Genomic DNA, 22985 nt, shown 5'->3' on the forward strand with positions numbered 1-22985 from the left:
CCGAAGGTGTTCGTCTCCACGCAGTCCACGCCGACCGCGAAGTACTCCTCGTGCACGGAGCGCACGATGTCCGGCCGGGTGAGGTTCAGGATCTCGTTGCAGCCCTCAAGGTTCTCGAAGTCCTCAAGCGTCGGGTCCTGGGCCTGGAGCATGGTGCCCATGGCACCATCGGCCACCACCACCCGGGTGGCGAGCGCCTCACGGAGCGCTGCGGACCGGGTGCCCGTCATGACCGGTGGTCCGGGGCGGGTGCGAACAGTCCGGCCGCGTCCGCGGCGGCGGAACCGGTGACAACGATGCGCACGTCGGGCCCTCCTCGAAAGTACGGAGCACGAAAGGCGAAGTAGCCGGCCGGTCAGAGACCGGCCGCGGCCTTCAGCTGCTGGGCGCGGTCGGTCCGCTCCCAGGTGAAGTCGGGCAGGTCGCGTCCGAAGTGGCCGTAGGCGGCGGTCCGGAAGTAGATCGGCCGCAGCAGGTCGAGGTCCCGGATGATGGCGGCCGGGCGGAGGTCGAAGACCTGCTTGATCGCCTGCTCGATGCGGTTCTGGGCGACGGCGCCGGTGCCGAAGGTCTCGACGAACAGGCCGACCGGCTCGGCCTTGCCGATCGCGTACGCGACCTGGACCTCGCACCGGTCCGCGAGGCCCGCCGCGACGACGTTCTTGGCGACCCAGCGCATCGCGTAGGCGGCCGAGCGGTCCACCTTCGACGGGTCCTTGCCCGAGAAGGCGCCGCCACCGTGGCGGGCCATGCCGCCGTAGGTGTCGATGATGATCTTGCGGCCGGTCAGACCGGCGTCGCCCATCGGGCCGCCGATCTCGAAGCGTCCGGTCGGGTTGACCAGCAGCCGGTAGTCGTCGGACTCCAGCTTGATGCCGTCCTCGGCGAGTTCGGTCAGTACGTGCTCGACGACGTGGTGGCGGATGTCCGGGACCAGCAGGTTGTCGAGGTCGATGTCGGAGGCGTGCTGCGAGGAGACGACGACGGTGTCGAGGCGGACCGGGCGGCTGCCGCTGTACTCGATGGTGACCTGCGTCTTCCCGTCGGGACGGAGGTAGGGGACGGTGCCGTCCTTGCGGACCCCGGTCAGCCGGCGTGAGAGCCGGTGGGCCAGGTCGATCGGCAGCGGCATCAGAGACGGGGTCTCGTTCGTGGCGTAGCCGAACATCAGGCCCTGGTCGCCGGCGCCCTGCTTGTCGAGTTCATCCCCTTCCCCGCCAGCCGCGGCACCCTCGACGCGCTTCTCGTACGCGGTGTCGACGCCCTGTGCGATGTCCGGCGACTGCGCGCCGATGGACACCGAGACCCCGCAGGTGGCGCCGTCGAATCCCTTGGCCGACGAGTCGTAGCCGATGCCCAGGATCGTCTCGCGGACGAGACCGGGGATGTCGGCGTACGCCTTGGTCGTCACCTCACCGGCGATGTGCACCTGGCCGGTGGCTATCAGCGTCTCGACTGCGACCCGGGAGGACGGGTCCTGGCTCAGCAGGGCGTCGAGGATCGCGTCGCTGATCTGGTCGGCGATCTTGTCGGGGTGGCCCTCGGTCACGGATTCCGAGGTGAACAGGCGGCGGGACATGGCTCTCCAGAGGTGTGAGGTCCGTTGAACGGTCGAGCGTCGGCGCGGCCGGCCGGGTGGTCGTCCGACGTGTGCGTCATCCGGCGCGTTCGGCGGCGGATTCGAGCAGCCTGGCGAGATCTCCGGCGGACGTCGCGGCGCCGGTGAGCACGATGAGCGGCGGCCGGCCACCGCTCGCCGCGATGAGCCGGGTGATGCGGTACGCGGCGACTCCGCAGCCGGAGAATCCGCCGAGCACCAGGTGCCCGCCCGCCTCGATGAGCGGCCTGAGCGCTTCGTACCCGGCCCCGTCGTCGAGCGCGGCGCCCAGCAGTACGAGGGCTTCGGGGCCCTGGTACGAGCGCGCGAGCAGTTCGTAGCAGAAACGGGGGGTGCCGTGCGACGGTACGAGGCAGACGGTGCCCGCGCCGGGGTTCCTGGCCGGTCGCAGGGTGATGAGGGCGGGCGCGTCGGCGTCGGCCGGTTGGTCCGCCGATGTGGTCGGGGGCGTACCGGCCTCCGTGCCCGTACCGGTGCTCGTGTCCGCGTTCGTCTCCGCGTCCGCGTCGACCAGCCGCGCCAGCACCTCGGAAATGGTGGTGGACTCGCCCGCCACCCGCGGGAGTTCGTCCAGCAGGAAGGCGACGTGCGCCAGGACACCGCCGATTCCGGCGGGCCGGGTGTGGTCGTGGGAGACGGTCACGACGAGTCCGCCGTCGCCGTCGTGGTGGGCGACGAGCGTGAGCGGAAAGGCTGTGGGGGCGCCGAGCGTCTCCGGCGGGTCCACCCGGACCCCCTGTGCGGCGAGTTCCCGGACGAGGTCGTCCGGGCCGCCCGGCCCGCCCTCGAAGGCGACCAGGCTGCCCACCGCGCCGGACGGCTCGGCCCGGTCCTCGGTCCAGGTACGGATCTGGCCCGCCGAGACCCACTCGTACGCGGCCATGTCCAGGGCCCGGTCGCGGAGCAGGCCGAGCAGCTCGGGCACGCTGCCGCGCGGGTCGACGACGACGGACATCGGCAGTGGGTTGCGCAGGGCGCCCGGCAGGCGCTCCACTCCGTCGAACAGGATGCCGCGTCCGGACACCGTCACGCTGAAGCGGACCGGCTCCGCGTCGGCGGTTCCGGCGGCCCGGTAGAGCAGCAGGGCCCAGACGGCTTGCAGCGCACCGCTCTCGGTGCTGCCCCAGCCGGCCGCCCAGGCGCCGAGCCGTGCCGTCTGCACGGCGGTCAGCCGCAGCCGGGTGCGCCCGGTCCCGGTCCGGGTCCCGGCGGGCACGGGGTCGGAGGCGGTGGCCACGGGCAGGGGCGAATGCGTGACGCCGGGCGGTGGTGTGGCATCCGTCCAGAACGTGCGTGCGGGCCCGGTGTCCTGATCCGCGAGCCACCGCGCGTAGTCGGCCATGTCGGGGCGGCGTTCACCGCCCGGCAGGCAGCCGCCGGCCAGGTAGGCGCGGTAGAACTCCCGCAGCAGCAGGCGCGCGCTCCAGCCGTCGAGCAGCGCGTGGTGGTAGGTGAGCAGCACCCGGGTGGGCTGGGCGGTGGCCGATACGACGGGGTCGCCGCCCAGCACGGTCACGCGCAGCGGTCCGGGGCGGCGCGGGTCGAGGCCGCGGCACCGGTCGTACTCGACCAGCGCGGCCCAGTCCGCGGCGCTGTGCGGCAGCCGCACCACTTCGGCCTTGACCCGGTCGTGCACCACGATCCGCGGCTCGGGGCCGTCGGCGAAGGCGGAACGCAGCACGCTCTCCCGGTCGAAGAGCGACTGCCAGGCGGCGGTGAAGCGTTCGGGGTCCAGCGGCCCGTGCCAGAGCCAGCCGAGCTGTTCGACGTGGCGGCCGGTGCCCGGGTGGGCGTCGGCGTCGGCGAGCAGTTCGTGCTGGAGCGGGCTCGGCGGGACGGCGCATACCGACCGGCCGGCCGGCGGCGGGTCCGTGAGCAGGTCGGCCAGCAGGCCGGCCGGGAACTCCCCGGGGGCACTCATGGTGAGCGCCAGGGTGTGCAGGCCAGGACCGTGGGGCCGGAGCCGGTGCTGCCAGGCCGGGCCGTCCGGGCGGCCGGCGGCGATCCGGTCCAGCGCGGATTCGAGGCGCCGGGTGTCCAGGGGACCCCGGAGCTCCAGGAACGGCGGAGCGTCGTAGGGGGGTTCTCCGGGATCGACGACGACGGTGATCGGTCCGTCCGGAGACATTCGTGAGAGATGATCGGCGGTCATGGTGTGTACGGGGCGCGCACCCCCTCCCTCCCCTCTCTGCGAGCACGGAACGGGCATGCGAGGCCCGCCCGATACGGACCTGGTACGACGCTCGGAACCGTCCTCCGGCACGTTAGCCGCGCAGGGGAGCAAGGCCGGATTTCTCCACCGGCTCTGGACGGATCCGCGAACGTGCCGGCGGTGTCATCCGTGGTCGAGGAGTCCCGCGACGGCTCCCATGAACCCTTCGTCGAGCATGGTGCGGGCCGCTGTGTCACGTGAGGTGTCCAGTCCGGAGTCGTGGCAGGCCACGCTGATCAGGTAGCGGCCGAGCACCAGTCGGGTGGTGAACGCCCATTCGTCGCGGGCGGCCGGTGTCCCGTCGGGTGCGAGCAGCCCGCCCGCGCCGACGCCGAAGCCGAATTCGGTGAAGCCGAGGCGCAGGCCCTGGCCGAGTGCCTTGGTGTAGGCCTCCTTCAGGGTCCACAGCCGGAGCAGCTGAGCCCGCTGTTCGGCCTCGGGCAGCACCGCGAGATCGGCGCGCTCCGCGGGCGTGCAGACATGGTCCTGGAGGAGCTCGAACGACATGTGCCGGTGGGCCGGTTCGGCGTCGACCCCGATCCTGCCGCTGCGGCTGATGCCGACGGCGATCAGGTCGTCGGTGTGGGTGAGGCTCACATCGATCTGGTCGAGCCCTCGCAGATAGGGCCGTCCGCCGATCTTGTACGCGAGGTCGAGTTCGGCGGGCCGGGTGCCCAGCGCGGCCGCGGCCGTGAACTTGGTGGCCAGCCGGGAGGCGACGAAGCGGTAGCGGATGGTGGGGTCGGTGGTACGGCGGTAGCGCTGCCAGTCCCGGCCGAGCAGTGGGCGCAGCGAGGGGTCGGCGACGGCTCCGGTGAGCCACTCCCCCCAGGTGGTGTGCACCACGGCGTTGCCGCGCAGGTCCATGCCTTCGCGCACCAGATCCCACGGCCCGTCGGGGCCGCTGACGTGGATCGGCTCGGTGATACGTGCCGCGGCGCCCGGCGCCGCGGTCATCAGCTCTGTCCGCGTCAACGGTTCTTCCTTCCCTGAGTGGTTGCCCGCCCCGTGCCCGGGCGTGGGTGCCGCTGTTTCACTGGGCGAGGGTGATGCCGTCCAGGTCGCAGCTGCGGCCCGTCCGGAAGCGGCGGACCAGTTCCTCCATGACCTGGGCCAGACAGCCGTCGGGCAGTTCGGGCACGGGGATGGCGAGCCGCTCGCCGAGTCGGGACAGCGCGAGCAGCGCCCAGGCCGGATTGGCGAGGAACGGGTCCCGGCCGTCCTGGCCCTCCCACACGCCGAGTACCGCGGCGGCTGCGACGATCAGGCTGTAGCGGTCGCTGAGTACGCAGACGGCGGGGTCGGCGAGCGCCGTGGTGCCGTAGGCGGGCAGCCGGCGGCATTCCTCGCGCAGGGCGCGCAGTTCGGTGGCGAAGCCTTCGGCCAGTGCGGCGAGCGCGGCGATCTGTCCGCCCAGGCCGCGGTACGAGGCGAGGCGGCCGGCGGAGCCGGCGAGGGAGGCGGCCATGAAGTCGCCGCCGCCCGCGAGGCCCAGCAACCGGTAGTCCAGTACCGGGAGTTCGGCTCCCTGGCGGAACAGCTCCGGCGGTGGTTCCGGCTCCTCGAACCAGGAGTGTTCGGCCAGTGCGCGCAGCTGGGGGACGATCACGGACTGGCAGGAGGCGGTTCCGGCGTGGCCGAGTCCGGCGACCGGCAGGTCCCGTACGAGCTTGCCGAGCGCGCCGTACTCCGGGCTGTCGTGCTCGTAGCCGCGCGCTCCCAGGACGGTGGCGAGCTCCTCCAGGTTCTCGCGCAGCAGGTCGGGCACCACGTATTTGACGGCGGCGGCGAAGACGTGGGCCCGGTCGGGCAGCAGGCTCAGGGCGCGCAGGACGACGGTGGCCATGCTGTCGCAGGCCAGCAGGTCGGCGAAGACTCCGGCCAGCGGCTTGTGCCAGCGGCGCGCGATGGGGCCGCTGCGGCCGGTGGTCGCGGCCCGTACCGCGGAGTGCAGGACGGTGTCCGCGGCCGCGGTGACGACACCGCAGATGAGGCTGCGGTTGACCTGGAAGGTGCGCAGGGCGAGGGCCACGCCCTCGCCCGTGCTGCCGACGCGGGCGTCGCCGGGGACGAAGTGGCCGGTGAACTCCAGCCCGGAGAAGAGCGCTCCGCGCATGCCGGGAGTGGTGACGCGCGGGAGGTGCCGCACGGACGGGCCGTCCTGCCGGGCCGGGTCCAGGAGCAGCACCGAGTGGCTGCGCGGTCCGCGGGCCGGGTCGGTGCGGGCGTAGACGACCTGGGCGTCGGCGCGTGCGGCGTTGATGATCACGTCCTTGCGCCCGTTCAGCCGGTAGCCGCCGGGGGCGGTGCCCGCGGTGAACTCGTGCCGCAGGATGGCGTTGGAGTGGGCCAGTTCGTGGTGCAGGATCGTGGCCCGTCCCCCGCCGAGCAGCAGGTCGGCGGTGCTGCGTCGCTGCGCGGGGGTACCTGCCGCCCAGATGGCGCCGGTCGCGAACAGCGAGGTGATGCCGTAGCCGAAGCCGAGGGCGACGTCACGGCGGAAGACCGGTCGCAGGACGCGGGCGAGCAGGTCGGCGCGGGTGAGCCGGCCGCCGTATTCGACGGGTACGAACTCGGCGCCCAGGTCCGTGCCGGCGAGGAGGTCCTCGGTGGCGGCGGGCGGGGCGCTTCGGGCGTCGGCGGCGAACAGGGCGCGCAGCCCGTGCGGGTTCACGGGGTCGTAGGGGTCGCCGAGCAGCGCTTCGAGCCGGGACGCCCGGGTGCGTGCGTCGGACTCCCACCAGCTGTGACCGGTGGCCGTGGTTCCGGTGATGTCGGCGGTGGTGGTCATGGCAGCGGGAGTCAGCTCCGTCGTCGCAGGGTGCGCGCCAGATATCGCGCCGGTAGGCACGACTCTGACGGGCACGCCTCGTGCGGCACCGGAGCCGTACTCGACGCGTCGTCTGCCATTCCCCGACCGTTCACCGAGCCACCCGGAAGCGGGTCCCGGCCATTTCCCGGCTCGCGTCCGAGCGCGGCCCGTATCCGGCTCAAGCGGGATTCGAGCGGGTTCCAGAAGTATGCGGGGTGACGCTCGGCGGCTCCGCCGGTCCCCGCTACCCCGGGACCGGAACGGACAGCTTGCGGGCGACGAACGCGTCGAGGGCCGCGATCGAGCAGAAGTACTCCAGTTCCAGGTCCTCGTTCTCGACGGTGATGCCGAACTCGTGCTCCACGAAGGAGACGAGCCGCATCGCGAACACCGAGCTGACGAAGCCGAGCTCGAAGATGTCGTCGTCCGCCTTCAGGTCATGAACCGGGAAGAAACGGGACAGGTATTCCGCGATCCGGGCTCTGTTGTCCGTGCTCATCTCTTCATCCGTCCTGATGTCGTGGAGCGCGACGCCGGGTGGCCGGCGGGTGGGTCAGAGGTGCGTGTACGCATCACTGACCCACCCGCCGGCCACCCGTGGGAGAGCCGGGCCCGCCACTGCTGCCCGCCCGTTCCCCGCCGGGGAAGTCCGCCGTGGAAGCGTCACAGCGGCGGCTGGAGCGGGACCGGAGCAGCGGTGGACGTCGGCCGCGCCGGGCGTTCAGCCAGGATGCGGCGGGAGGGCCCGGTCACAGCACGCGGATCGCGGACTCCGCGTGGCGTTTGGCCAGGTTGAGGGTGGCCGTCGAGTTCCGGCCGAGCGCCTCGCGTACGTAGCGGCGGGCCTGAGCCAGGTCGGCGCCCTCGCCGAGCACGCTCTCGATGGCCTCCTCGCGCAGCACCACACTGTGCTGGGAGATGACCGTCACGCCGGACTCGTCGGGCAGCACCGACCACTCACCGGTGTGCGCGTCCATCAGCGCGGGGGTGGTGGTCTGCTTGTAGACGATGCGGCCCGCCTGCGGGAAGCAGACCCGTACCGACTCCGTGGTGTGGGTCGAGCCGTCCGCGGTGCGGGTGTCCATCGCCATGACCTGGACGCCGGGGGTGTCCTCCGTCAGTTCGAGGCGGGCCACGTGCGGAACCAGCTCCGGCCAGTCGCTGACCCGGTACAGGAAGTCGTAGACCAGCTCGGACGGGCCCTTGACCCGTACGGCGTCCTCGAAGGACAGGACGAGTTCGTCGAGCCGGGGCCAGCGCTCGGCCAGCCGCTTCACATGGTCCAGCTCCGCCACCGAGTTGGTGTCGATCGCCCGCTCCACCCAGGCCACGTCCTCGGCCCGGTCACCGGTCACGGTGAAGTCGTGCAGCAGGGTCAGCACACTGGTGCCGCCCGGCCGCTCCTCGACGGTCCAGGTCCCGTTCATCGTCTCGACCGGGGCCTGCGGGTGCTGCTGGCGGAAGTCGATCCGCCGCGCCTGCGGGTCCTGCACGCGCCGTGAGATCCATGACCGGACCTCCCCGTTGGCCGTCGCCCACATCCGCAGCCGTTCGTTCTGCCCGTCGAAGTCCAGCCGCTCCACATGGACGTTCGGCGGGAGGAACAGCGGCCACTGCACCGCGTTCGAGATCAGCCCGTACGCGACCCCCGCCGGTGCGGCCACCTCGACCGAATGCGCCGTGCGGTACACACGCTCACTCGACACCACACATCACCTCTTCCTCACAGATTCAGAAATTGCCAAGTCCGCCACAGACGTTGAGCGCCTGTGCGGTGATCGACGCGGCGGACTCGGAGGCCAGATAGCCGACCAGTCCCGCGACCTCTTCCGGTGTCGAGTAGCGGCCGAGCGGGATCTTCGCCTCGAACCGCTCCTGCACGACGTCCTCCGTGGTGTCCCAGGCCGCCGCGTACCCCTGGCGCACCCGCTGCGCCATCGGCGTCTCGACGTAGCCGGGGCAGACCGCGTTGACCGTGACGCCCGAGGGGGCCAGCTCCCTGCCCAGCGCCTTGGTGAAGCCGACGACCCCGTGCTTGGAGGCGCTGTACGGGGCGCCGAGGAGGACGCCCTGCTTGCCGGCCGTCGAGGCGATGTTGATGATCCGCCCGCGTCCGCTGCCCGTGAGGCCGCCGTTCTTCAGCACCTCGCGCGTCACCAGGAACACGCTGTTGAGGTTGGTGTCGATGACGTCGTACCAGAGCTCGTCGGCGATGTCGGCGGTCACGCCGCCGCCGCTGCGCCCGGCGTTGTTGACCAGCACGTCGACGTGTCCGTACGTCGCGACGGCGGCGCTCACGAGCTCGGCCACGGACTCCCGGGAGCGGACGTCGGCCGCCAGTCCGTCGGCCTCCAGGCCCTCGTCCCGGAGGTCCTCGACGGTCTGTTTGACGTCCGGTCCGGTGCGCGCGCACAGGAAGACGCGGTGCCCGGACCGGCCGAGCTGACGGGCCACCGCCAGTCCGATGCCGCTGGTGGCCCCGGTGATCAGGGCTACGGGTTCGTTGTCGGTCACGGTCAGTGCTCCTTCAGCCGGTGGGCGGGGGCGGGGAGGGCGAGTCCCGGTTCGGGCCGGGCCGCGTCGGCGAGCAGCTCTGCCGGCCGCAGCGGGGCGAGCGCCCGGCCCAGGGCGGCCCGGGTCAGGACGCCGGCCCGCGCGGCGGTGTAGCCGTCGGGACGCACCAGCAGCCAGTGGCCCGGCGCCAGGCCGAGTGCCGCGCGCAGCCGTCCGTCCGGGTCGGCGAGCGGCGCGGGACCGTCGGAGCCGGTACCGCCGACGGTGCGCACCGACAGCCACTCGGAGTACTGGGCGGCGGCCGTGATCGCCACGCCCACCGGGACGTCCCCCGGCCCGGTGCCGCCCGCGGCGAGCAGCAGGGACCAGCGGGGGTCGCGGAGTTCTGCGCGCAGACCGGCGCAGCCGGGATCGTCCGGGTCGTGGACCGGGGCCCGGACGACCCGCTCGCCGGGTCCGGGCGCCGGGGCGGGTCCGGCGCCGGTGCCGGATTTGCGACGGGAGGCCTCGCCGGTGGTCAGGGACGAATCGCCGTAGCCGACGCGCAGGCCGGACATGCCGCCGAGCACCTTGCGCTGAACGGCCCGGCGCAACGGGGTCACGTTCCGTACGAAGGTGAAGACGACGGGCAGCGCCACCGAGGCGAACATGTTCTTCAGCTGGACGAGGAAGGTGGCGGCCCGGGTGGAGCCGAGCAGCGCCCGGCCGATCGGCACCCGCTCCTCACTGTAGGTGTCCAGGAGTTCCGGGCCCGCGTGGCCGTGCTCGACCATGGCCACCTTCCAGCCGAGGTTGTACGCCTCCTGGATGCCGGTGTTCATGCCCTGCCCGGAGGCGGGGCTGTGCACATGCGCGGCGTCCCCGGCGACGAGGACGCGGCCCTCGCGCATCCGCTCCACCATCCGCTGCTGGAAGGTGAAGACCGAGGTCCACTCGCTCTCCCCGACCCGGACCCGGCGGCCGAGCCCGGCCGACAGCTTCTCGGTCAGCCGCTCCTCGACGGGGCGCGGGTCGGTGCCCCGCCCGACGGGTGCGGTGTCCAGCAGCCGCCAGTGCCCGTCCCGGGCGTAGGGCACCATCATCAGTGCCTGTCCGCCCGTGTGGGCCCAGTAGATGGTGTCGGGCGGCAGGTCGGTGGCGACCGGCGCGTCGGCGAGCATCCAGGTCTCCCCGGCCCCGCCGAGCAGTTCGAGCCCGAGCAGTTTGCGTACGGTGCTGTGGCCTCCGTCGCACCCCACGAGCCAGGACGTCCCGACGCTCTCCTCGGTGCCGTCCGGCCCGCTCAGCGTCACCCGCACCGAGTCGGAGTCCTGCTCGAAGCCGGTGAGCCGCACCCCCCACTCGACCTCGACTCCGAGGCGGGCGACGGCCTCGCGCAGCACCTCCTCCGTCTCGGTCTGACCGATGACGAGGGTGTACGGGTACGAAGTCGGCATCGTGGCGTAGTCGGCCTCCAGCCGCACCAGGCGACGCCCTTCGGCGTACATGGTGAACGCGCGGTTGCGGCGGCCCCGTACGAGCATGGCGTCGACGATGCCCATCTGGTCGTACGTCTCCAGGGTGCGCGGGTGCGTGGCCACGGCCCTGCTGGTGCGGGCGGGGCCGGCGGCGGCGTCGACGAGCCGTACGCGCAGGCCCCTGCGGGCCAGTTCATGAGCGGCGGTCAGGCCCACGGGTCCGGCGCCCGCGACGATCGCGTCGGGCCGGTCGGTGCTCATGCGCCCTCCTGGGCGGGCTTGTTGGCGAGGGTCACCATGGTCTGCTCCTGGTGGTGGGGCGGATGCGGGCGTTCATGCGGCGGCGCGTGTCTTCAGCCGCCGCCGCAGCGCGCGTCGTTCGGGCTTTCCGGTGGGGGTGCGGGGCACCGCCTCCAGCGCCTCGGCCAGGCGGATCCGTTCGAAGTCCGCGAGCCGCTCGTTGGCGCGTTCGGTGACCGACGCGAGGACGTCGGACCCCGGAACCCGTCCGGCGCACGCGTCCCCGGGGTCCTCACGCAGGACGATCCCGGCCCAGACGAGACCGCCGTGCACGTCGTCGGGCCAGTCGGCGACGATGCAGTCGGCGACCCTTGGGTCCTCGCCGATGACCCGTTCGACCTGGCTCGGCGAGACGATCTCGTTGTCGTACTTGAAGATGTCGTCGAGCCGGTCCACCAGGCGCAGCTCTCCGTCGTCGTCGAGGTAGCCGACGTCGCCGGTGGAGAACCAGCCGTCCTCGTCGATCCGGGACGGTTGTGCGTCGCCGAGGTAGCCGGCCATCAGCTGCGGGCCTCTGACCTGGACCTCTCCGGTGGACCAGACCTCGACCGGGGTGCGGGAGTCCACGTCTACCAGGCGGCACTCGGTGCCGGGGACGGTCCCGCCGACCTCGCCCGTCCGGTAGCGCTCGGGCCGCTGGCAGTGGGTGAGCGGGGAGAGCTCGGCCATGCCGTAGCCCTGGATGACGGGGACGCCGAGCCGGTCGCGCAGGGCGCGTGCCGCCTGGGGCCGCAGCCCGGAACCGCCGGAGAGCACCGCCGTCAGCCGGGCGCCGCCGGGCGGGGGCCCCGCGGCGGCGGCCAGGCGCTCGTCGGAGGCGAGGCGGTGCAGCCGGGCGGGGAGCCCGTAGTAGTGGGTGGCGTCGGCCGAGGCGGCCGCCGCGAGCGAGGCGAACGGATCGGGGTCCTGGCAGAGCACCTGGCACGACCCGGCGTACACCGCGGAGTTGAGGTGCATGACGTGGTAGAGCGGCAGATGGTTGAGGGTGACGGAGGCCTCGTCCAGGTGGTGGGCGAGGGCGGTCTGCTTCGCGTTGGCGACCAGGTTGCGGTGGGTCAGCAGGACGCCCTTGGGGCGGCCGGTGGTGCCGGTGGTGAACTGGACGCAGGCGATCGAGCCCGGGTCGGACGAGCCCTGCCCGCAGGCGTGCGGGGCCGACTCCAGCTCCATGTGCAGCGACAGCGTGTCCCCCGGGGTCACCCCGTCCGGTGCGTCGGTCACCACGATCGTGCGGAGCCGGGGCAGTACGCCGCGCAGCTTGGTGAGCGGCTCGGCGACGGCCGCGGGGACGAAGGCCACCTCCACCCCGGCGGTGGCGAAGACGTGCCGCAGCCCCTGCTCCCCCATCAGCGGGTTGACCAGCACCGCCGTCGCCCCGCTGCGGACCGTGCCGTAGTAGGTGGCGACGAACACCGGGTCGAGGACATGGGCGACGCCGGTACGGACACCGGTCCGTCCCCCGTTATGCCGCTCCAGCCAGCCGGCGACACGATCGGTCAGCGTGTCCAGCTCGCCGAAGCCGAGGACCGTGTCCGCTGTCCGCACGGCGATGCCGTCGGGGTCGCGCACGGCAGCCCTGCGCAGCAGGCCGTCCAGCGGAAGGTCCGGAAAGACAAAGTTCGGCATGCTCGTTCTCCTCCGGCTGGTCGGGGCGCGGCCGCCGTTTCACTGGCTGCGGTTCACACGTTCGACCAGGGCGCTTGAGGAATCTTCGAAGAGCGCTCGATCTGTGCCACAGAGAGTGTCCGTATCCGATGGAACGGAGGGCCGGTCACATGACCACCGAGATACTCAGCCGCACCCGAGCCGCCACCAGGACCGATACCGCAGCCGTCTTCGAGGCACCCCCCGAGGTGCTCACCGAGACGGAGTTCGGCGTCCTGTACGCGCAGATCCAGCAGTTCTACGGACACCAGATGCAGCTCTTCGACCAGCACGAGGCCGAGCGCTGGGCGGGAACCTTCACCGAGGACGCCGTCTTCGACGTGCCGACCCTGGCCGAGCCGGTGCGCGGACGCGTCGCTCTGGCGTCGAACGTGCGGCGCAACAAGGCCCAGCAGGCCCGCAGCGGGGAACGGTTCAGGCACTGGATCGGCATGCTCGACCTGCGGCCGCAGGCCGACGGGACGCTGCACACGCGCTGCTACGCGCTGGTGTACGTGACACCCGGTCAGGGCGGCTCCGCGGTGCACCGGGTGTGCGTCATGGAGGACGTGCTCGTCCGCTCGCGGGGCAAGTGGCGCACCCGCCACCGCGTCGTGACCCGCGACGACCTCGGCTGAGCGGTGTCACCTCTGACCGGCAGCCGGCCAGGACGGCCTTGAGACCAGGAGACGCAGTATGACGACGTACGCGACCGAGCCGAGCCTCGGCACCGACCGGACCGCGCTCTATGTGGAGGTCCAGCAGTTCTACGCCCGGCAGGTCCGGCTCCTCGACGATCTGCGGGCGGAGGAGTTCGCCGCCACGTTCACCGAGGACGGGGTGTTCGCACAGTCACCCGGTATCCCGCGGGCGCACGGCCGCGAGGCCATCGCTGCGACGCTGCGCGCCGCGCACGCCCGGCGCTTCGGCACCGAGCCGGTGCGGTGCCGGCACTGGCACAACATGCTGCGCGTGGATCCGGGACCGGACGGCACCCTGGTCACGCACTACTACACGCTGGTCGTGGTCAGCCGCCCCTGGGACCCCGCGCCGGTCATCGCGCCGAGCAGTGTGGTGGAGGACGTGCTGGTGTACGAGGACGGGGAGCTGCGCACCCGTGAGCGGCGCATCACCCCTGACCACCAGTCGTTCTGACGCCACCTCAGGCGTGGCAGGCCGGCCGCCCGCCGTGGTGCTCGGACATCTCGCGGAACAGCGCGGGAATGTCCAGCGGATCGCCGGGCGCCGCGCCGAGCTCCTCCGCGTAGGCGCGGTGCAGGTTGGGCACCAGCCGCTCGGCGTCCAGCAGACCGGCGTACGCGCCGGGGCCCGCCTCGCGGGCGAGCTGGAGCGGGGTGAGCCGGGCGGCCAGCCCCTCCCGGGCGAGCCGCTGGAGGCGCAGCAGGTATCCCTCGTTGTCGTCCAGCAGCTCGGGGCCGCCCACTGGTCCGTGGCCCGGCACGACCGTCCGGGCGCCGAGTGCGCGCAGGGTCCGCAGCGCGGCCAGGGAGCCGGAGACCGAACCCATCGGGCAGAACGGCGTGGCGCCCGACATGACCAGGTCGCCGGTGAACACCACCCGCTGCTCGGGCAGCCACACGACGGTGTCGCCGGTGGTGTGCGCGGTCCCCGGGTGGATCAGCTCGGCCCGCAGGGAACCCGCGTACAGCGTCATGCGGTCGCTGTAGGTGATGTTCGGGGGCACCACCTCCAGATCGCCCCAGCACACGTCGGGCCAGAGCCCGGCCATGTGCAGCCCGGCCGCCGCGATGTCGGCGCGCGCCCGTTCGTGGCCGATGACGACGGCCTCGGGGAAGACGAAGTTGCCGAAGGTGTGGTCGCCGTGGAAGTGGGTGTTGACCACCAGACGCGGTGGGCCGCCCGCGACCCGCAGCGCCTCGGCGCGCAGCCGCCGGGCCCGTGCCTCGGTGGCGACGGTGTCGACGAGTAGGCCGGTGCCGCCGTCGACGATCACTCCGGCGTTGTTGAGGCACCAGCCGCCGTCCGGCTGGACATAGGCGAAGACGCCGTCGGCGATCTCGGTGAGCCGGGGCGCGCCCGCTTCCCCGGCGTCGCCGCCCATCAGGCGGCGATCCGGGCGGCCAGGGCACGGTTGACAAGTGCGAGGTACTGGCGCGGGGTCTCGGCGTCGTCCAGTGCCTCCTCGTCCAGCAGCACGTCGTAGTCGCGCTCGATCACGCCGGTGGCCTGAAGGAGGGCGAGCGAGTCGTAGCCCAGGTCGAGGAAGAGGGTGTCCAGGACGTCGCCGTCCAGGTCGATGCCCTCCCCCTCGCCCGCGCAGGCGCGCAGCAGGGCGGTCAGTTCGGTGAGCTCCAGCCGGTCCACGGAAGTGCCTTTCTCCTCGGTGTTGATTCAGAACGTCCGGCAGCGGGACGTGGTCAGCGTGTGGCGCGCACCACGGTGGCGGCGTTGAAGCCGCCCCGGCCGCGGGCCAGTACCAGTGCGGTCCGCAGCACGGCCGGGCGCGGGCCGCCGGTCACCAGGTCGACGGGGCAGTCGTCGTCGGCCCGTGCGGTGCCGGTCGTCGGGGGGATCACCTGGTCGCGCAGGGCGAGCAGGGCGGCCGCCAGGTCGAGGGCGGAGCCGCCCGCGGAGAGCCGGCCGGTCATCGACTTGGGCGCGGTGACCGGCACCCCGTACGGGCCGAACAGCGCGGCCAGCGCCTGGGCCTCGGCCCGGTCGGCGTTCCGTTCGCCCGCCCCGTCGGCGAAGACGGCGTCGATCTCGCCCGGGGCGACACCGGCATCCGCCAGGGCCAGTTCGGCGGCGGCCAGAAGCCGGGGCCCCCCGGTGCCGGGGGCCGGGTCGAACGTGGCGGCACAGCCCGCGATCGTGCCGTGGACGGTGGCGCCGCGACCACGCGCGGCGTCCCCGTCCTCCAGGACGAACAGGGCGCCGCCCTCGCCGACGACATGGCCCGACGCCTCGGCGTCGAAGGGCAGATAGGCGCGGTCCGGATCGTCACCGGTGCTCAGTCCGCCGTCGGCCAGATGGGCCGTCCAGCCCCAGGGGCAGACCGCAGAGTCGACTCCGCCGGTGACCACGGCCCGTATCCCCTTGCGCAACTGACGGCGGGCCTGGGCGACGGCGTCCAGGCCGCCCGCCTGCTCGGAGACGATGACTCCGCTGGGGCCGCGCAGCCCGTGCCGGATGGAGATCTGGCCGGAGTTGGCGGCGTAGAACCAGGCGAACGACTGGTAGGCGCCGACGTGCCGGCTGCCCTTGCTCCACAGCGCCTGGAGTTCGTGCTGCCCGAACGCGAAACCGCCGGAGCCGTTGGCGGTGACCACGCCCACCGCGTAGTCGGGCAGCCGGGCCGGGTCGAGGTCCGCGTCGCTCAGGGCCTCGGCCGCCGCGGCGAGCGCGAACCGGGTCACCCGGTCGGTCTGGGGCAGCAGCCGGCTCGTGACGTGGTCCGCGTCGACGAACCCGGTCACCTCCCCGGCCAGGCGCGCCGGGTAGCCGGAGGCGTCGAAGCGGGTGACGGGCCCGATGGCGTTCTCGCCCCGCAGCACGGCCGCCCACCACTGCTCGGCGCCGACGCCGCCGGGCGCGACGACACCGATGCCGGTGACGGCCGCTTCCACGCCTCGGGCACCGATCAGTCCGGCCTCCTCGGGGGCCACGGCGGTCATGCGGCGACCCCCAGCCGCCGGGTGGTGAGCACCATCGCGCTCTGGAAGCCGCCGAATCCGCTGCCCACGCTGAGCACCGTGTCCGTGCGCTGCTCCCGGGCGACCAGCGGCGTGTAGTCGAGGTCGCACGCAGGGTCCGGATCGTGCAGATTGGCCGTCGGCGGCACGATGCCGTGCTCGATGGCCAGGGCGCTGGCGGCGATCTCCAGGGACCCGATCGCGCCGAGTGAGTGCCCGATCATCGACTTGACCGAGCTGACCGGCACCCGGTGGGCGTGCTCGCCCAGGCTGCGTTTGAACGCCGCCGTCTCGTGCTTGTCGTTCTGCTTGGTGCCCGATCCGTGGGCGTTGACGTAGTCGACGGAGGTGCCGTCGAGCCGTGCCTCGTCGAGGGCGATCCTGATCGCCTCGGCCATCTCGCCGCCGTCCAGGCGCAGTCCCGTCATGTGGTACGCGTTGGACCGGCTCGCGAAGCCCGCGATCTCCGCGTACACATGGGCGTCGCGCCGCAGCGCGTGCCCGTACTCCTCCAGGATCAGCACCGCGCTGCCCTCGCCGAGCACGAAGCCGTTGCGGGTGCGGTCGAAGGGGCGGGAGGCGGTCTCCGGCTCGTCGTTGCGCGCGGAGGTGGCGCGGATCGCGTCGAAGGACGCCAGGGTGATCGGGGTGACCGGTGCCTCCGCGGCGCCCGCCACCATCACGTCGGCACTGCCCTCGCGGATGAGCTCGACGGCGTGGCCGAGCGAGTCCAGGCCGGAGGTGCAGCCGGTGGAGACGACCGCGACGGGCCCCTGCGCGCCGACGTCACGCGCCACCTCGGCGGCGATGGAACTGGGCACGAGGTAGTCGGTGAGCCGCGGCTCTGCCCGGGTGTGGTCCAGCAGCCAGTGACTGCCGTGCTCGCTGACGTGCGCGTAGCTCTCGTCGAGTCCGGTACTGCAGCCGACGGCGCTGCCCAGGGTGACCCCGGTGCGTTCGGGCCGTATCCCCGCTGCCAGTCCGCTGTCGGCGACCGCCTCGCGGGCGGCGACAAGGGCGAACTGGGCCGCACGGTCCAGGCGTCGTGCCTCCTGCGGGGAGAAGCCGTGGTCTGCCGGAACGAAGTCGGCCTCGGCCGCGATCTGCGAGCGGAACGAGGAGGCGTCGAAGAGGGTGATGCGGCGGGTCGCGGTGCGGCCCTCGGTCAGCAGCGACCAGAACGCCTCGGTGCCGACCCCGCCGGGGGCGACCACCCCGATCCCGGTGATGACGACGCGTCTCATCGGCTGTCCCTCATGTCTGTCCTCCTGTGATCGGCGGCGGTCAGCCGCGGGCCGCGGCCATGGCGCGGGCCGGCCGGGTGCGCCGTACGACCCGGCAGGCGCGCCCGAGCAGCCGCGGCAGCTCGTGGCCGCGTACGAAGAAGTGGTCCCCCGGCACGGTCCTGGTGACCATCGGTCCGGTGCTCCAGCGCCGCCAGCCCGCCATCACGTCCGGCCGTGCCAGCGGGTCGTCCGTGCCGGAGACGATCAGCATCGGCACGGACAGCGGCGGTCCGACCACCGCTTCGTGGGCGTTGATCCGCAGTTCGTGGGCGAGGGAGAGGTCGTCCCGCAGCACCGGCAGCACGGCCCGGTGCCAGAGTCCGCCGGGCTCCGCGCCCTGCGGGAGGGTGCCGGTCTCGGCGAGCAGCTCCAGCAACTGGTCCTCCGGCCCCCAGGCGGCGTCCGACAGCACGGAGGCGGCGTCGGGGGGCGGGCAGGCGCCGAGGGCGAGGAGCGCCGGACCGGGCAGCCCGGCCTCGTGCAGGGCGCGGGTGACGGTGTAGGCGACCATCGCGCCGAGGCTGTGCCCGTACAGCACGTAGGAGGCGTCCGGTGCCTGGGCGAAGGTGTCCATCACGTCGGCCAGCAGCCCCTCGCGCCCGGTGACACGGGGCTCGCGGCGCCTGGCCTCGCGGCCCGGCAGCAGTCTGGGCAGCGGCTCGACCCCGGGTCCCAGATCACCGGGCCAGCTGTAGAAGGCCGAGACGCCGGCTCCGGCGTGCGCGAAGCAGTGGAGCGGTACCGGCTCTTCCTCGTACATCTGCCGTACCTCCTGGGTGGGTTCGCCGGTCGGCCTCAAGGTCGCCGATCCTCCTTGACAGTGCCTGGAGACATGCTCGGATCAGGCCGCGTACAGATCGAAGGTGGAGCCGCGGCGCGATCCGCTGAGCGTGTCCAGCGCCGGGTCGACGGTGAGCATCGCCTGGTGCAGCCGCTGGAGCTGGGGCGAGGGCTCCACGCCGAGGTCCTCGATGAGGCGGGTGCGCAGCCTGCGGTAGACGTCCAGCGCGGTGGCCTGGCGGCCGGAGCGGTACAGCGCCACCATCGCCTGCGAGTGCAGCCCCTCGTGCTGGGGGTGGCGTGCCATCAGGTCGGTGAGTTCGGCGAGGAGTTCGCTGTGCCTGCCGGTGCGCAGATCGGCGTCGATGCGCCGTTCCACGGTCACCAGGCGGCTCTCCTCCAGCCGCAGGACCTCGATCTCCAGAATCGGCCCGACCCGTACGTCCACGAGCACCGGCCCCTGCCACATCCCCAGCGCCTCGCGGTACAGGCTCGCGGCCCGCCCGTCCTCGCCCTCGTCGAAGGCGCTCTGCCCCGCCGACACCAGCTGCTCGTAGCGGTGCACGTCGACGGACTCCTGCGGGATCTGCAGCAGGTAGCCGCCGTGCCGGGTCGCGAGGACCTCCTTGGCGTTGCCGGGCGCGTCCGGTCCCATCGCGGTGCCCAGCCTGCGGCGCAGCTGAAGGATGTACGTCTGCAGGGTGGTCATCGCGCTCTGGGGCAGGTCGGTGCCCCAGATCTCCTCCATGAGCGTGGGCACGGGCATGACCCGGCCCGGGTAGAAGGCGAGCAGCGACAGAATCTGCCGCGGCTTTCCCGCGGTCGGGACGATCGACACCCCGTTGACGTCGGCACTCAGCGGGCCCAGAACCTGAATCTCCACGATTTCCTCCCCGTTGCCCGGTCGATTCCCCAGGCCTGTCCGACGGATCGAAGGCGGACGGGGCCCTGGCCAGAAGCTGTTGGCGTTCCGCACGCTAGCGCCGTTCACCCCACCGGCCCACAGACCTCGACCTGCGCTCTAGCGACCCTCCAACGAACGGCCACCGCGGATGCCCGGCCGGTGCCGGAACCTACGCCTCAGCGGCCTCGGCCGGCCTCGGGACCGGTCGGCCCGCATGCTGACGTGTCGCGCATTCACGGCTGAGGGCTCACGGGCCATGACGCTGGGTGAGAAGCCGGAAGACCCTTTCGCGGCCAGTGGCGGCACAACAGGGCTTCCGTCCCCGACGGGCACAAGCCCTGCCCGGACGAACGCCGGGACGAGGCGGATCCTCAGCCGGCCTGCAACGCTGGCCGGGATCGAGCAGCGCCGGCTCAGGTCCCTACCGGCCGACTGCCCTGAACTCGCAGCCCGGACCGGTCACGTCCGGTCCTTCGCCCGGATGCTCACCGAGCGTCAGGGGGAATGGCTCCCGAAGTGTTGCGAAGAGATCTCGACCGGGCAGCCCGGGAGCCCCGAACAGGGCCGGTTCAGGAGGAGGACGGCGCCGGACGGGAATGGCTCAGGAGGCGGACGGCTCGATCTCCCCCGCGAAGACGATGACCTGGTCGATGAGGCTCCGCCGCAGATGGACGACGTCCGTTCCGGCCAGGCGGGGGCCTCCGTCCGGCGTCGTGAAGACCCACTGGTACCGGGCCCACTCGTCCGGCATGTCCACCGCCGAACAACGCACCATCGTGCCGGTCCCCGCAGGGTGGCGCCGGATGTCCAGCACGAACCGCTCGACCGCCTCGATCCCCTCACTGCGGCCCAACGGCCCCCAGAAAACCACGTCCGAGGTCAGGGCCTGGGAGAGCAGCTCAGTCACATAGCCGTCGTCCGAGGCGTTGAACGCGGAGATGAACGTGTCGATCGCGGACCGCGCGGTTTCTTCCTGCATGCACCAGTAATACCAGTCGCCTCGCGGACCGCGCTCTTCCCGTGGGTGCTCCGGTATCGGATGAAGCGCGACACCTCAGCATCCGGGCTCGCCGGTCCCGAGGCCGTCAGCGGCCCCAGCGCAGCAGAGCGGTGCCCAGGGTCATTCCGCCGCCGAACCCCGCCAGCAGCACCAGTTCGCCGTCGGACGGCTCACCCGCGCGCCGGGCCTCGTCCAGCGCCAGCGGTATCGAGGCGGCTCCGGTGTTCCCGTGCCGCTCCACCGGGAGGTGGACACGCGCCGAGGCCAGCCCGAGCCCGACGGCCACGCTCCGCAGCATTTCGCCGTTGGCCTGGTGCGGTACGAAGTGGTCGACCTCGTCGGCCGTCACCCCGAAGGCGTCGAGGGTGCCCGCGACGGCGCCCGGCAGCTCCCGCTCCACGAACTCCCGTACGTCCCGGCCCCGCATCCGGAAGAAGTGGTCCCCGCGGGCGACGGTCTTCTCCGACGCGGGCTCCCTGCTGCCGCCCGCGGCGACTCCGATCAGGCCGTGCAGATGGCCGTCGGTGCGCATGCCCGTGCCCAGGAGCCCCCGGCCCCCGGTCACCGGCCCGAGCACCACGGCACCCGCCCCGTCCCCGAACAGTGGTGCGGTTCTGCGGTCCCCGGGGTCGATGATGCGTGAGTAGACCTCGCTGCCGATGACGAGCGCCAGTCGGCGCCGCCCATCGGTCTCGGGCCCGGCCAGCAGCCGGGAGCCGGTGTGCAGCGCGGCGACGAATCCGGCACACACCGCGTTCAGGTCGAAGGCGGCCGCCTGGGGTGCGCCGATGCGGTGCTGCACGAACGCGGCCGTGGCCGGCTGCGGGTGGTCGGGGGTGGAGGTCGCGACGACGATCCAGGCGAGGTCCTCGGGCCGCGCCCCGGCGTCGGCCAGCGCCCGTACCGCGGCCTCGGTCGCGAGATCGGAGGCGGCCTCGTGATCCGCGGCGTAGCGCCGTTCCCGGATGCCGGTCTTGCGCTCGACCCATTCGGCGGTGACCCCGGCACGGGCGGCGACTGTCTCGTTGGTGACGACCCGTTCGGGCAGGTAGGAGCCGGTGCCGATGATCCCGATGCCGCTCGGGGCGGGCGAGTACACGGTCATGCCTGCGCCGCCACCGGCGTACGGGCCAGCTGCTCCCGGATCGTACGGAGCACCTCGCCCTGTTGTTCGATGAGGAAGAAGTGCCCGCCGGGCAGGACGCTCAGGCCGAACCCCGACCGGGTGTGCTTCATCCACGCCCGTACGTCCTCGACGCGCGCCTTGGGGTCCTGGTCGCCGGTGAACGCGGTGACGGGACAGTCCAGGGCCGGCCCCGGCCGGTAGCGGTAGCCGCGCAGCGCCCCGTAGTCGGCGCGCAACGCGGGCAGGATCATGCGCAGGGTCTCCTCGTCGTCGAGCAGGGAGCCTCCGGTCCCGTTGAGCTGCCGGATCTCCGCGACGACCTCCTCGTCGGTGCCGGGATGCCATTCGTCACCGCGGTCCAGCGAGGGAGCGCGCCGGCCGGAGACGAACAGATCGGTGGGCCCGAGGCCCGCCGCTTCCATCCTGCGGGCCACTTCGAAGCCGATGGCGGCGCCCATGCTGTGCCCGAACAGCGCGTACGGCCGGTCCGCCAACGGCTTCAGCTCCTCGGCGATCCAGTCGGCCATCGTCTCCAGGCTGGTGACGGCCGGCTCGGTGCGGCGGTCCTGCCGGCCGGGGTACTGGACGGCCAGGACCTCCACCCGCGGCGCGAGCTCCCGCGCCACCGGGAAGTAGAAGCTGGCCGAACCACCGGCGTGCGGCAGGCAGACCAGACGTACGGGTGCGTCCGGAGAGGGACGGTAGTTCCTGAACCAGGGGCTGTCGGGGATTGCCGTCATGAGTTCTCCTAGCCGGTCCGAGAGAAGCCGCGATACAGGCCCAGGATGGCGGCGCGCACCACCCCAGGGCCTCCCCTAACCGGCCCCTAGGGCACCGGGGTGCGCGTTCAGGGGGCGGACAGGGGTGCTGCGCGGCGGTGCCATGTCCCACGCTGATGAACGGTGGCCGGCTTCGCCCTCCTCGGCTCTCAAGAGAATCAGGGAATTCACGTGGACGAGATCATCAACGCCCTTCTCTCCGAGGACGCGACGCCCCAGGACTTCGCGGGTCTTCGGCTCCCGGAGACCTATCGCGGCACCGTTGTCCGGAAGGAGGACGCCGGCATCTTCGAGGGGATGTCCTCCGTGGACAAGGACCCGCGCAAGTCACTGCATCTGCAGGATGTGCCGACCCCCGAGCCGGGTCCGGGCGAGGCCCTCGTCGCCGTCATGGCCAGCGCCATCAACTACAACACCGTGTGGTCGTCGATCTTCGAGCCGCTGCCGACCTTCGGGTTCCTGGAGCGGTACGCCAGCCGGTTCCCGGGTGCCGCCCGCCACGACCAGCCGTACCACGTCCTCGGTTCCGACCTGGCGGGCGTGGTGCTGCGCACCGGCCCCGGCGTCAACGCCTGGCACCCCGGCGACCGGGTCGTCGCACACTGCCTCTCGGTGGAGCTGGAGTCCTCGGACGGCCACAACGACACGATGCTCGACCCCGAGCAGCGCATCTGGGGCTTCGAGACCAACTTCGGCGGCCTGGCGCAGCTCGCCCTGGTGAAGTCGAACCAGCTGATGCCCAAGCCCGAGCACCTGACCTGGGAGGAGGCGGCGTCCCCCGGGTTGGTCAACTCGACCGCGTACCGCCAGCTGGTCTCGCGCAACGGCGCGGGCATGAAGCAGGGCGACAACGTGCTGATCTGGGGCGCCAGCGGCGGA

22 protein-coding genes are annotated in these 22985 nt (G+C 72.5%); 3 read left to right on the plus strand and 19 right to left on the minus strand.

The features are described from left to right. The 10 genes from ACIP89_RS37460 to ACIP89_RS37505 form a co-directional block, all read right to left on the minus strand. Window positions 1-230, minus strand: a 230-nt coding sequence (locus ACIP89_RS37460) for a homocysteine S-methyltransferase family protein (protein WP_402118950.1), incomplete at its 3' end; no start/stop codon positions are given. A gap of 125 nt (window positions 231-355) precedes the next feature. Next, the gene (metK, locus tag ACIP89_RS37465; protein ID WP_401934555.1) at window positions 356-1579 is read right to left on the minus strand and encodes a methionine adenosyltransferase; all 1224 of its coding nucleotides are present in this window, start codon (window positions 1577-1579) and stop codon (window positions 356-358) included. A gap of 76 nt (window positions 1580-1655) precedes the next feature. Then, window positions 1656-3746, minus strand: coding sequence for a condensation domain-containing protein (locus tag ACIP89_RS37470; RefSeq protein WP_402118952.1), 2091 nt, complete (start codon window positions 3744-3746; stop codon window positions 1656-1658). A 207-nt stretch (window positions 3747-3953) separates the two neighbouring features. Then, window positions 3954-4805, minus strand: a complete 852-nt coding sequence (locus tag ACIP89_RS37475; RefSeq protein WP_401933934.1) for a 4'-phosphopantetheinyl transferase family protein — start codon at window positions 4803-4805, stop codon at window positions 3954-3956. Window positions 4806-4863: 58 nt separating this feature from the next. Further along, window positions 4864-6621 (minus strand): acyl-CoA dehydrogenase, encoded by a 1758-nt coding sequence (locus ACIP89_RS37480; RefSeq protein ID WP_402118955.1) that lies wholly within the window; start codon window positions 6619-6621, stop codon window positions 4864-4866. A gap of 265 nt (window positions 6622-6886) precedes the next feature. Further along, window positions 6887-7141 carry an acyl carrier protein gene (locus tag ACIP89_RS37485; protein WP_402118957.1) on the minus strand — a complete coding sequence of 85 codons (255 nt, stop codon included), beginning with the start codon at window positions 7139-7141 and terminating at the stop codon, window positions 6887-6889. A gap of 250 nt (window positions 7142-7391) precedes the next feature. Beyond that, complete coding sequence (locus ACIP89_RS37490; RefSeq protein ID WP_402118959.1) at window positions 7392-8348, minus strand: aromatase/cyclase; 957 nt, start codon at window positions 8346-8348, stop codon at window positions 7392-7394. A 25-nt stretch (window positions 8349-8373) separates the two neighbouring features. After that, window positions 8374-9156: a 3-oxoacyl-ACP reductase FabG gene (fabG, locus tag ACIP89_RS37495; RefSeq protein ID WP_401934562.1), complete on the minus strand. Its 783-nt coding sequence runs from the start codon at window positions 9154-9156 to the stop codon at window positions 8374-8376. A gap of 2 nt (window positions 9157-9158) precedes the next feature. Next, window positions 9159-10874: an FAD-dependent oxidoreductase gene (locus ACIP89_RS37500; protein WP_401933948.1), complete on the minus strand. Its 1716-nt coding sequence runs from the start codon at window positions 10872-10874 to the stop codon at window positions 9159-9161. Between the two features lie 72 nt (window positions 10875-10946). Next, the gene (locus tag ACIP89_RS37505) at window positions 10947-12539 is read right to left on the minus strand and encodes a class I adenylate-forming enzyme family protein (protein ID WP_402118962.1); all 1593 of its coding nucleotides are present in this window, start codon (window positions 12537-12539) and stop codon (window positions 10947-10949) included. A 149-nt stretch (window positions 12540-12688) separates the two neighbouring features. Between ACIP89_RS37505 and ACIP89_RS37510 the strand changes: the two genes are divergently transcribed. Both ACIP89_RS37510 and ACIP89_RS37515 read left to right on the plus strand, forming a co-directional pair. Then, the gene (locus tag ACIP89_RS37510) at window positions 12689-13195 is read left to right on the plus strand and encodes a nuclear transport factor 2 family protein (RefSeq protein WP_401933954.1); all 507 of its coding nucleotides are present in this window, start codon (window positions 12689-12691) and stop codon (window positions 13193-13195) included. A gap of 58 nt (window positions 13196-13253) precedes the next feature. Next, window positions 13254-13712: a nuclear transport factor 2 family protein gene (locus ACIP89_RS37515; RefSeq protein ID WP_401933957.1), complete on the plus strand. Its 459-nt coding sequence runs from the start codon at window positions 13254-13256 to the stop codon at window positions 13710-13712. A gap of 7 nt (window positions 13713-13719) precedes the next feature. Here ACIP89_RS37515 and ACIP89_RS37520 read toward each other — a convergent pair whose 3' ends face one another. The 9 genes from ACIP89_RS37520 to ACIP89_RS37560 form a co-directional block, all read right to left on the minus strand. After that, the gene (locus tag ACIP89_RS37520; protein ID WP_401933960.1) at window positions 13720-14640 is read right to left on the minus strand and encodes an MBL fold metallo-hydrolase; all 921 of its coding nucleotides are present in this window, start codon (window positions 14638-14640) and stop codon (window positions 13720-13722) included. After that, window positions 14640-14903, minus strand: a complete 264-nt coding sequence (locus tag ACIP89_RS37525) for an acyl carrier protein (RefSeq protein ID WP_401933963.1) — start codon at window positions 14901-14903, stop codon at window positions 14640-14642. The genes ACIP89_RS37520 and ACIP89_RS37525 overlap by 1 nt, the downstream gene beginning before the upstream one ends. Before the next feature lie 53 nt (window positions 14904-14956). Continuing rightward, complete coding sequence (locus tag ACIP89_RS37530; protein ID WP_402118964.1) at window positions 14957-16213, minus strand: ketosynthase chain-length factor; 1257 nt, start codon at window positions 16211-16213, stop codon at window positions 14957-14959. Continuing rightward, on the minus strand, window positions 16210-17475 hold the full coding sequence (locus tag ACIP89_RS37535; protein ID WP_402118966.1) for a beta-ketoacyl-[acyl-carrier-protein] synthase family protein: 1266 nt from the start codon (window positions 17473-17475) through the stop codon (window positions 16210-16212). The genes ACIP89_RS37530 and ACIP89_RS37535 overlap by 4 nt, the downstream gene beginning before the upstream one ends. A gap of 40 nt (window positions 17476-17515) precedes the next feature. Further along, window positions 17516-18316: a thioesterase II family protein gene (locus ACIP89_RS37540; protein WP_401934573.1), complete on the minus strand. Its 801-nt coding sequence runs from the start codon at window positions 18314-18316 to the stop codon at window positions 17516-17518. Between the two features lie 42 nt (window positions 18317-18358). After that, window positions 18359-19180, minus strand: coding sequence for a BTAD domain-containing putative transcriptional regulator (locus tag ACIP89_RS37545; RefSeq protein WP_401933974.1), 822 nt, complete (start codon window positions 19178-19180; stop codon window positions 18359-18361). Window positions 19181-19802: 622 nt separating this feature from the next. Beyond that, window positions 19803-20180 carry a nuclear transport factor 2 family protein gene (locus ACIP89_RS37550; RefSeq protein WP_401933977.1) on the minus strand — a complete coding sequence of 126 codons (378 nt, stop codon included), beginning with the start codon at window positions 20178-20180 and terminating at the stop codon, window positions 19803-19805. Between the two features lie 106 nt (window positions 20181-20286). Beyond that, window positions 20287-21306: a 3-oxoacyl-ACP synthase III family protein gene (locus tag ACIP89_RS37555; RefSeq protein ID WP_401934575.1), complete on the minus strand. Its 1020-nt coding sequence runs from the start codon at window positions 21304-21306 to the stop codon at window positions 20287-20289. Continuing rightward, window positions 21303-22067, minus strand: coding sequence for a thioesterase II family protein (locus ACIP89_RS37560; protein ID WP_402118968.1), 765 nt, complete (start codon window positions 22065-22067; stop codon window positions 21303-21305). The genes ACIP89_RS37555 and ACIP89_RS37560 overlap by 4 nt, the downstream gene beginning before the upstream one ends. Before the next feature lie 210 nt (window positions 22068-22277). On the opposite strand from ACIP89_RS37560, the gene ACIP89_RS37565 reads away from it, so the two are divergent. Next, window positions 22278-22985: alcohol dehydrogenase catalytic domain-containing protein (locus ACIP89_RS37565; RefSeq protein WP_401934577.1), on the plus strand; the 708-nt coding region annotated here is incomplete at its 3' end.

It is taken from the genome of Streptomyces sp. NPDC088730, assembly GCF_044751215.1.
Taxonomy (GTDB): Bacteria; Actinomycetota; Actinomycetes; order Streptomycetales; family Streptomycetaceae; genus Streptomyces.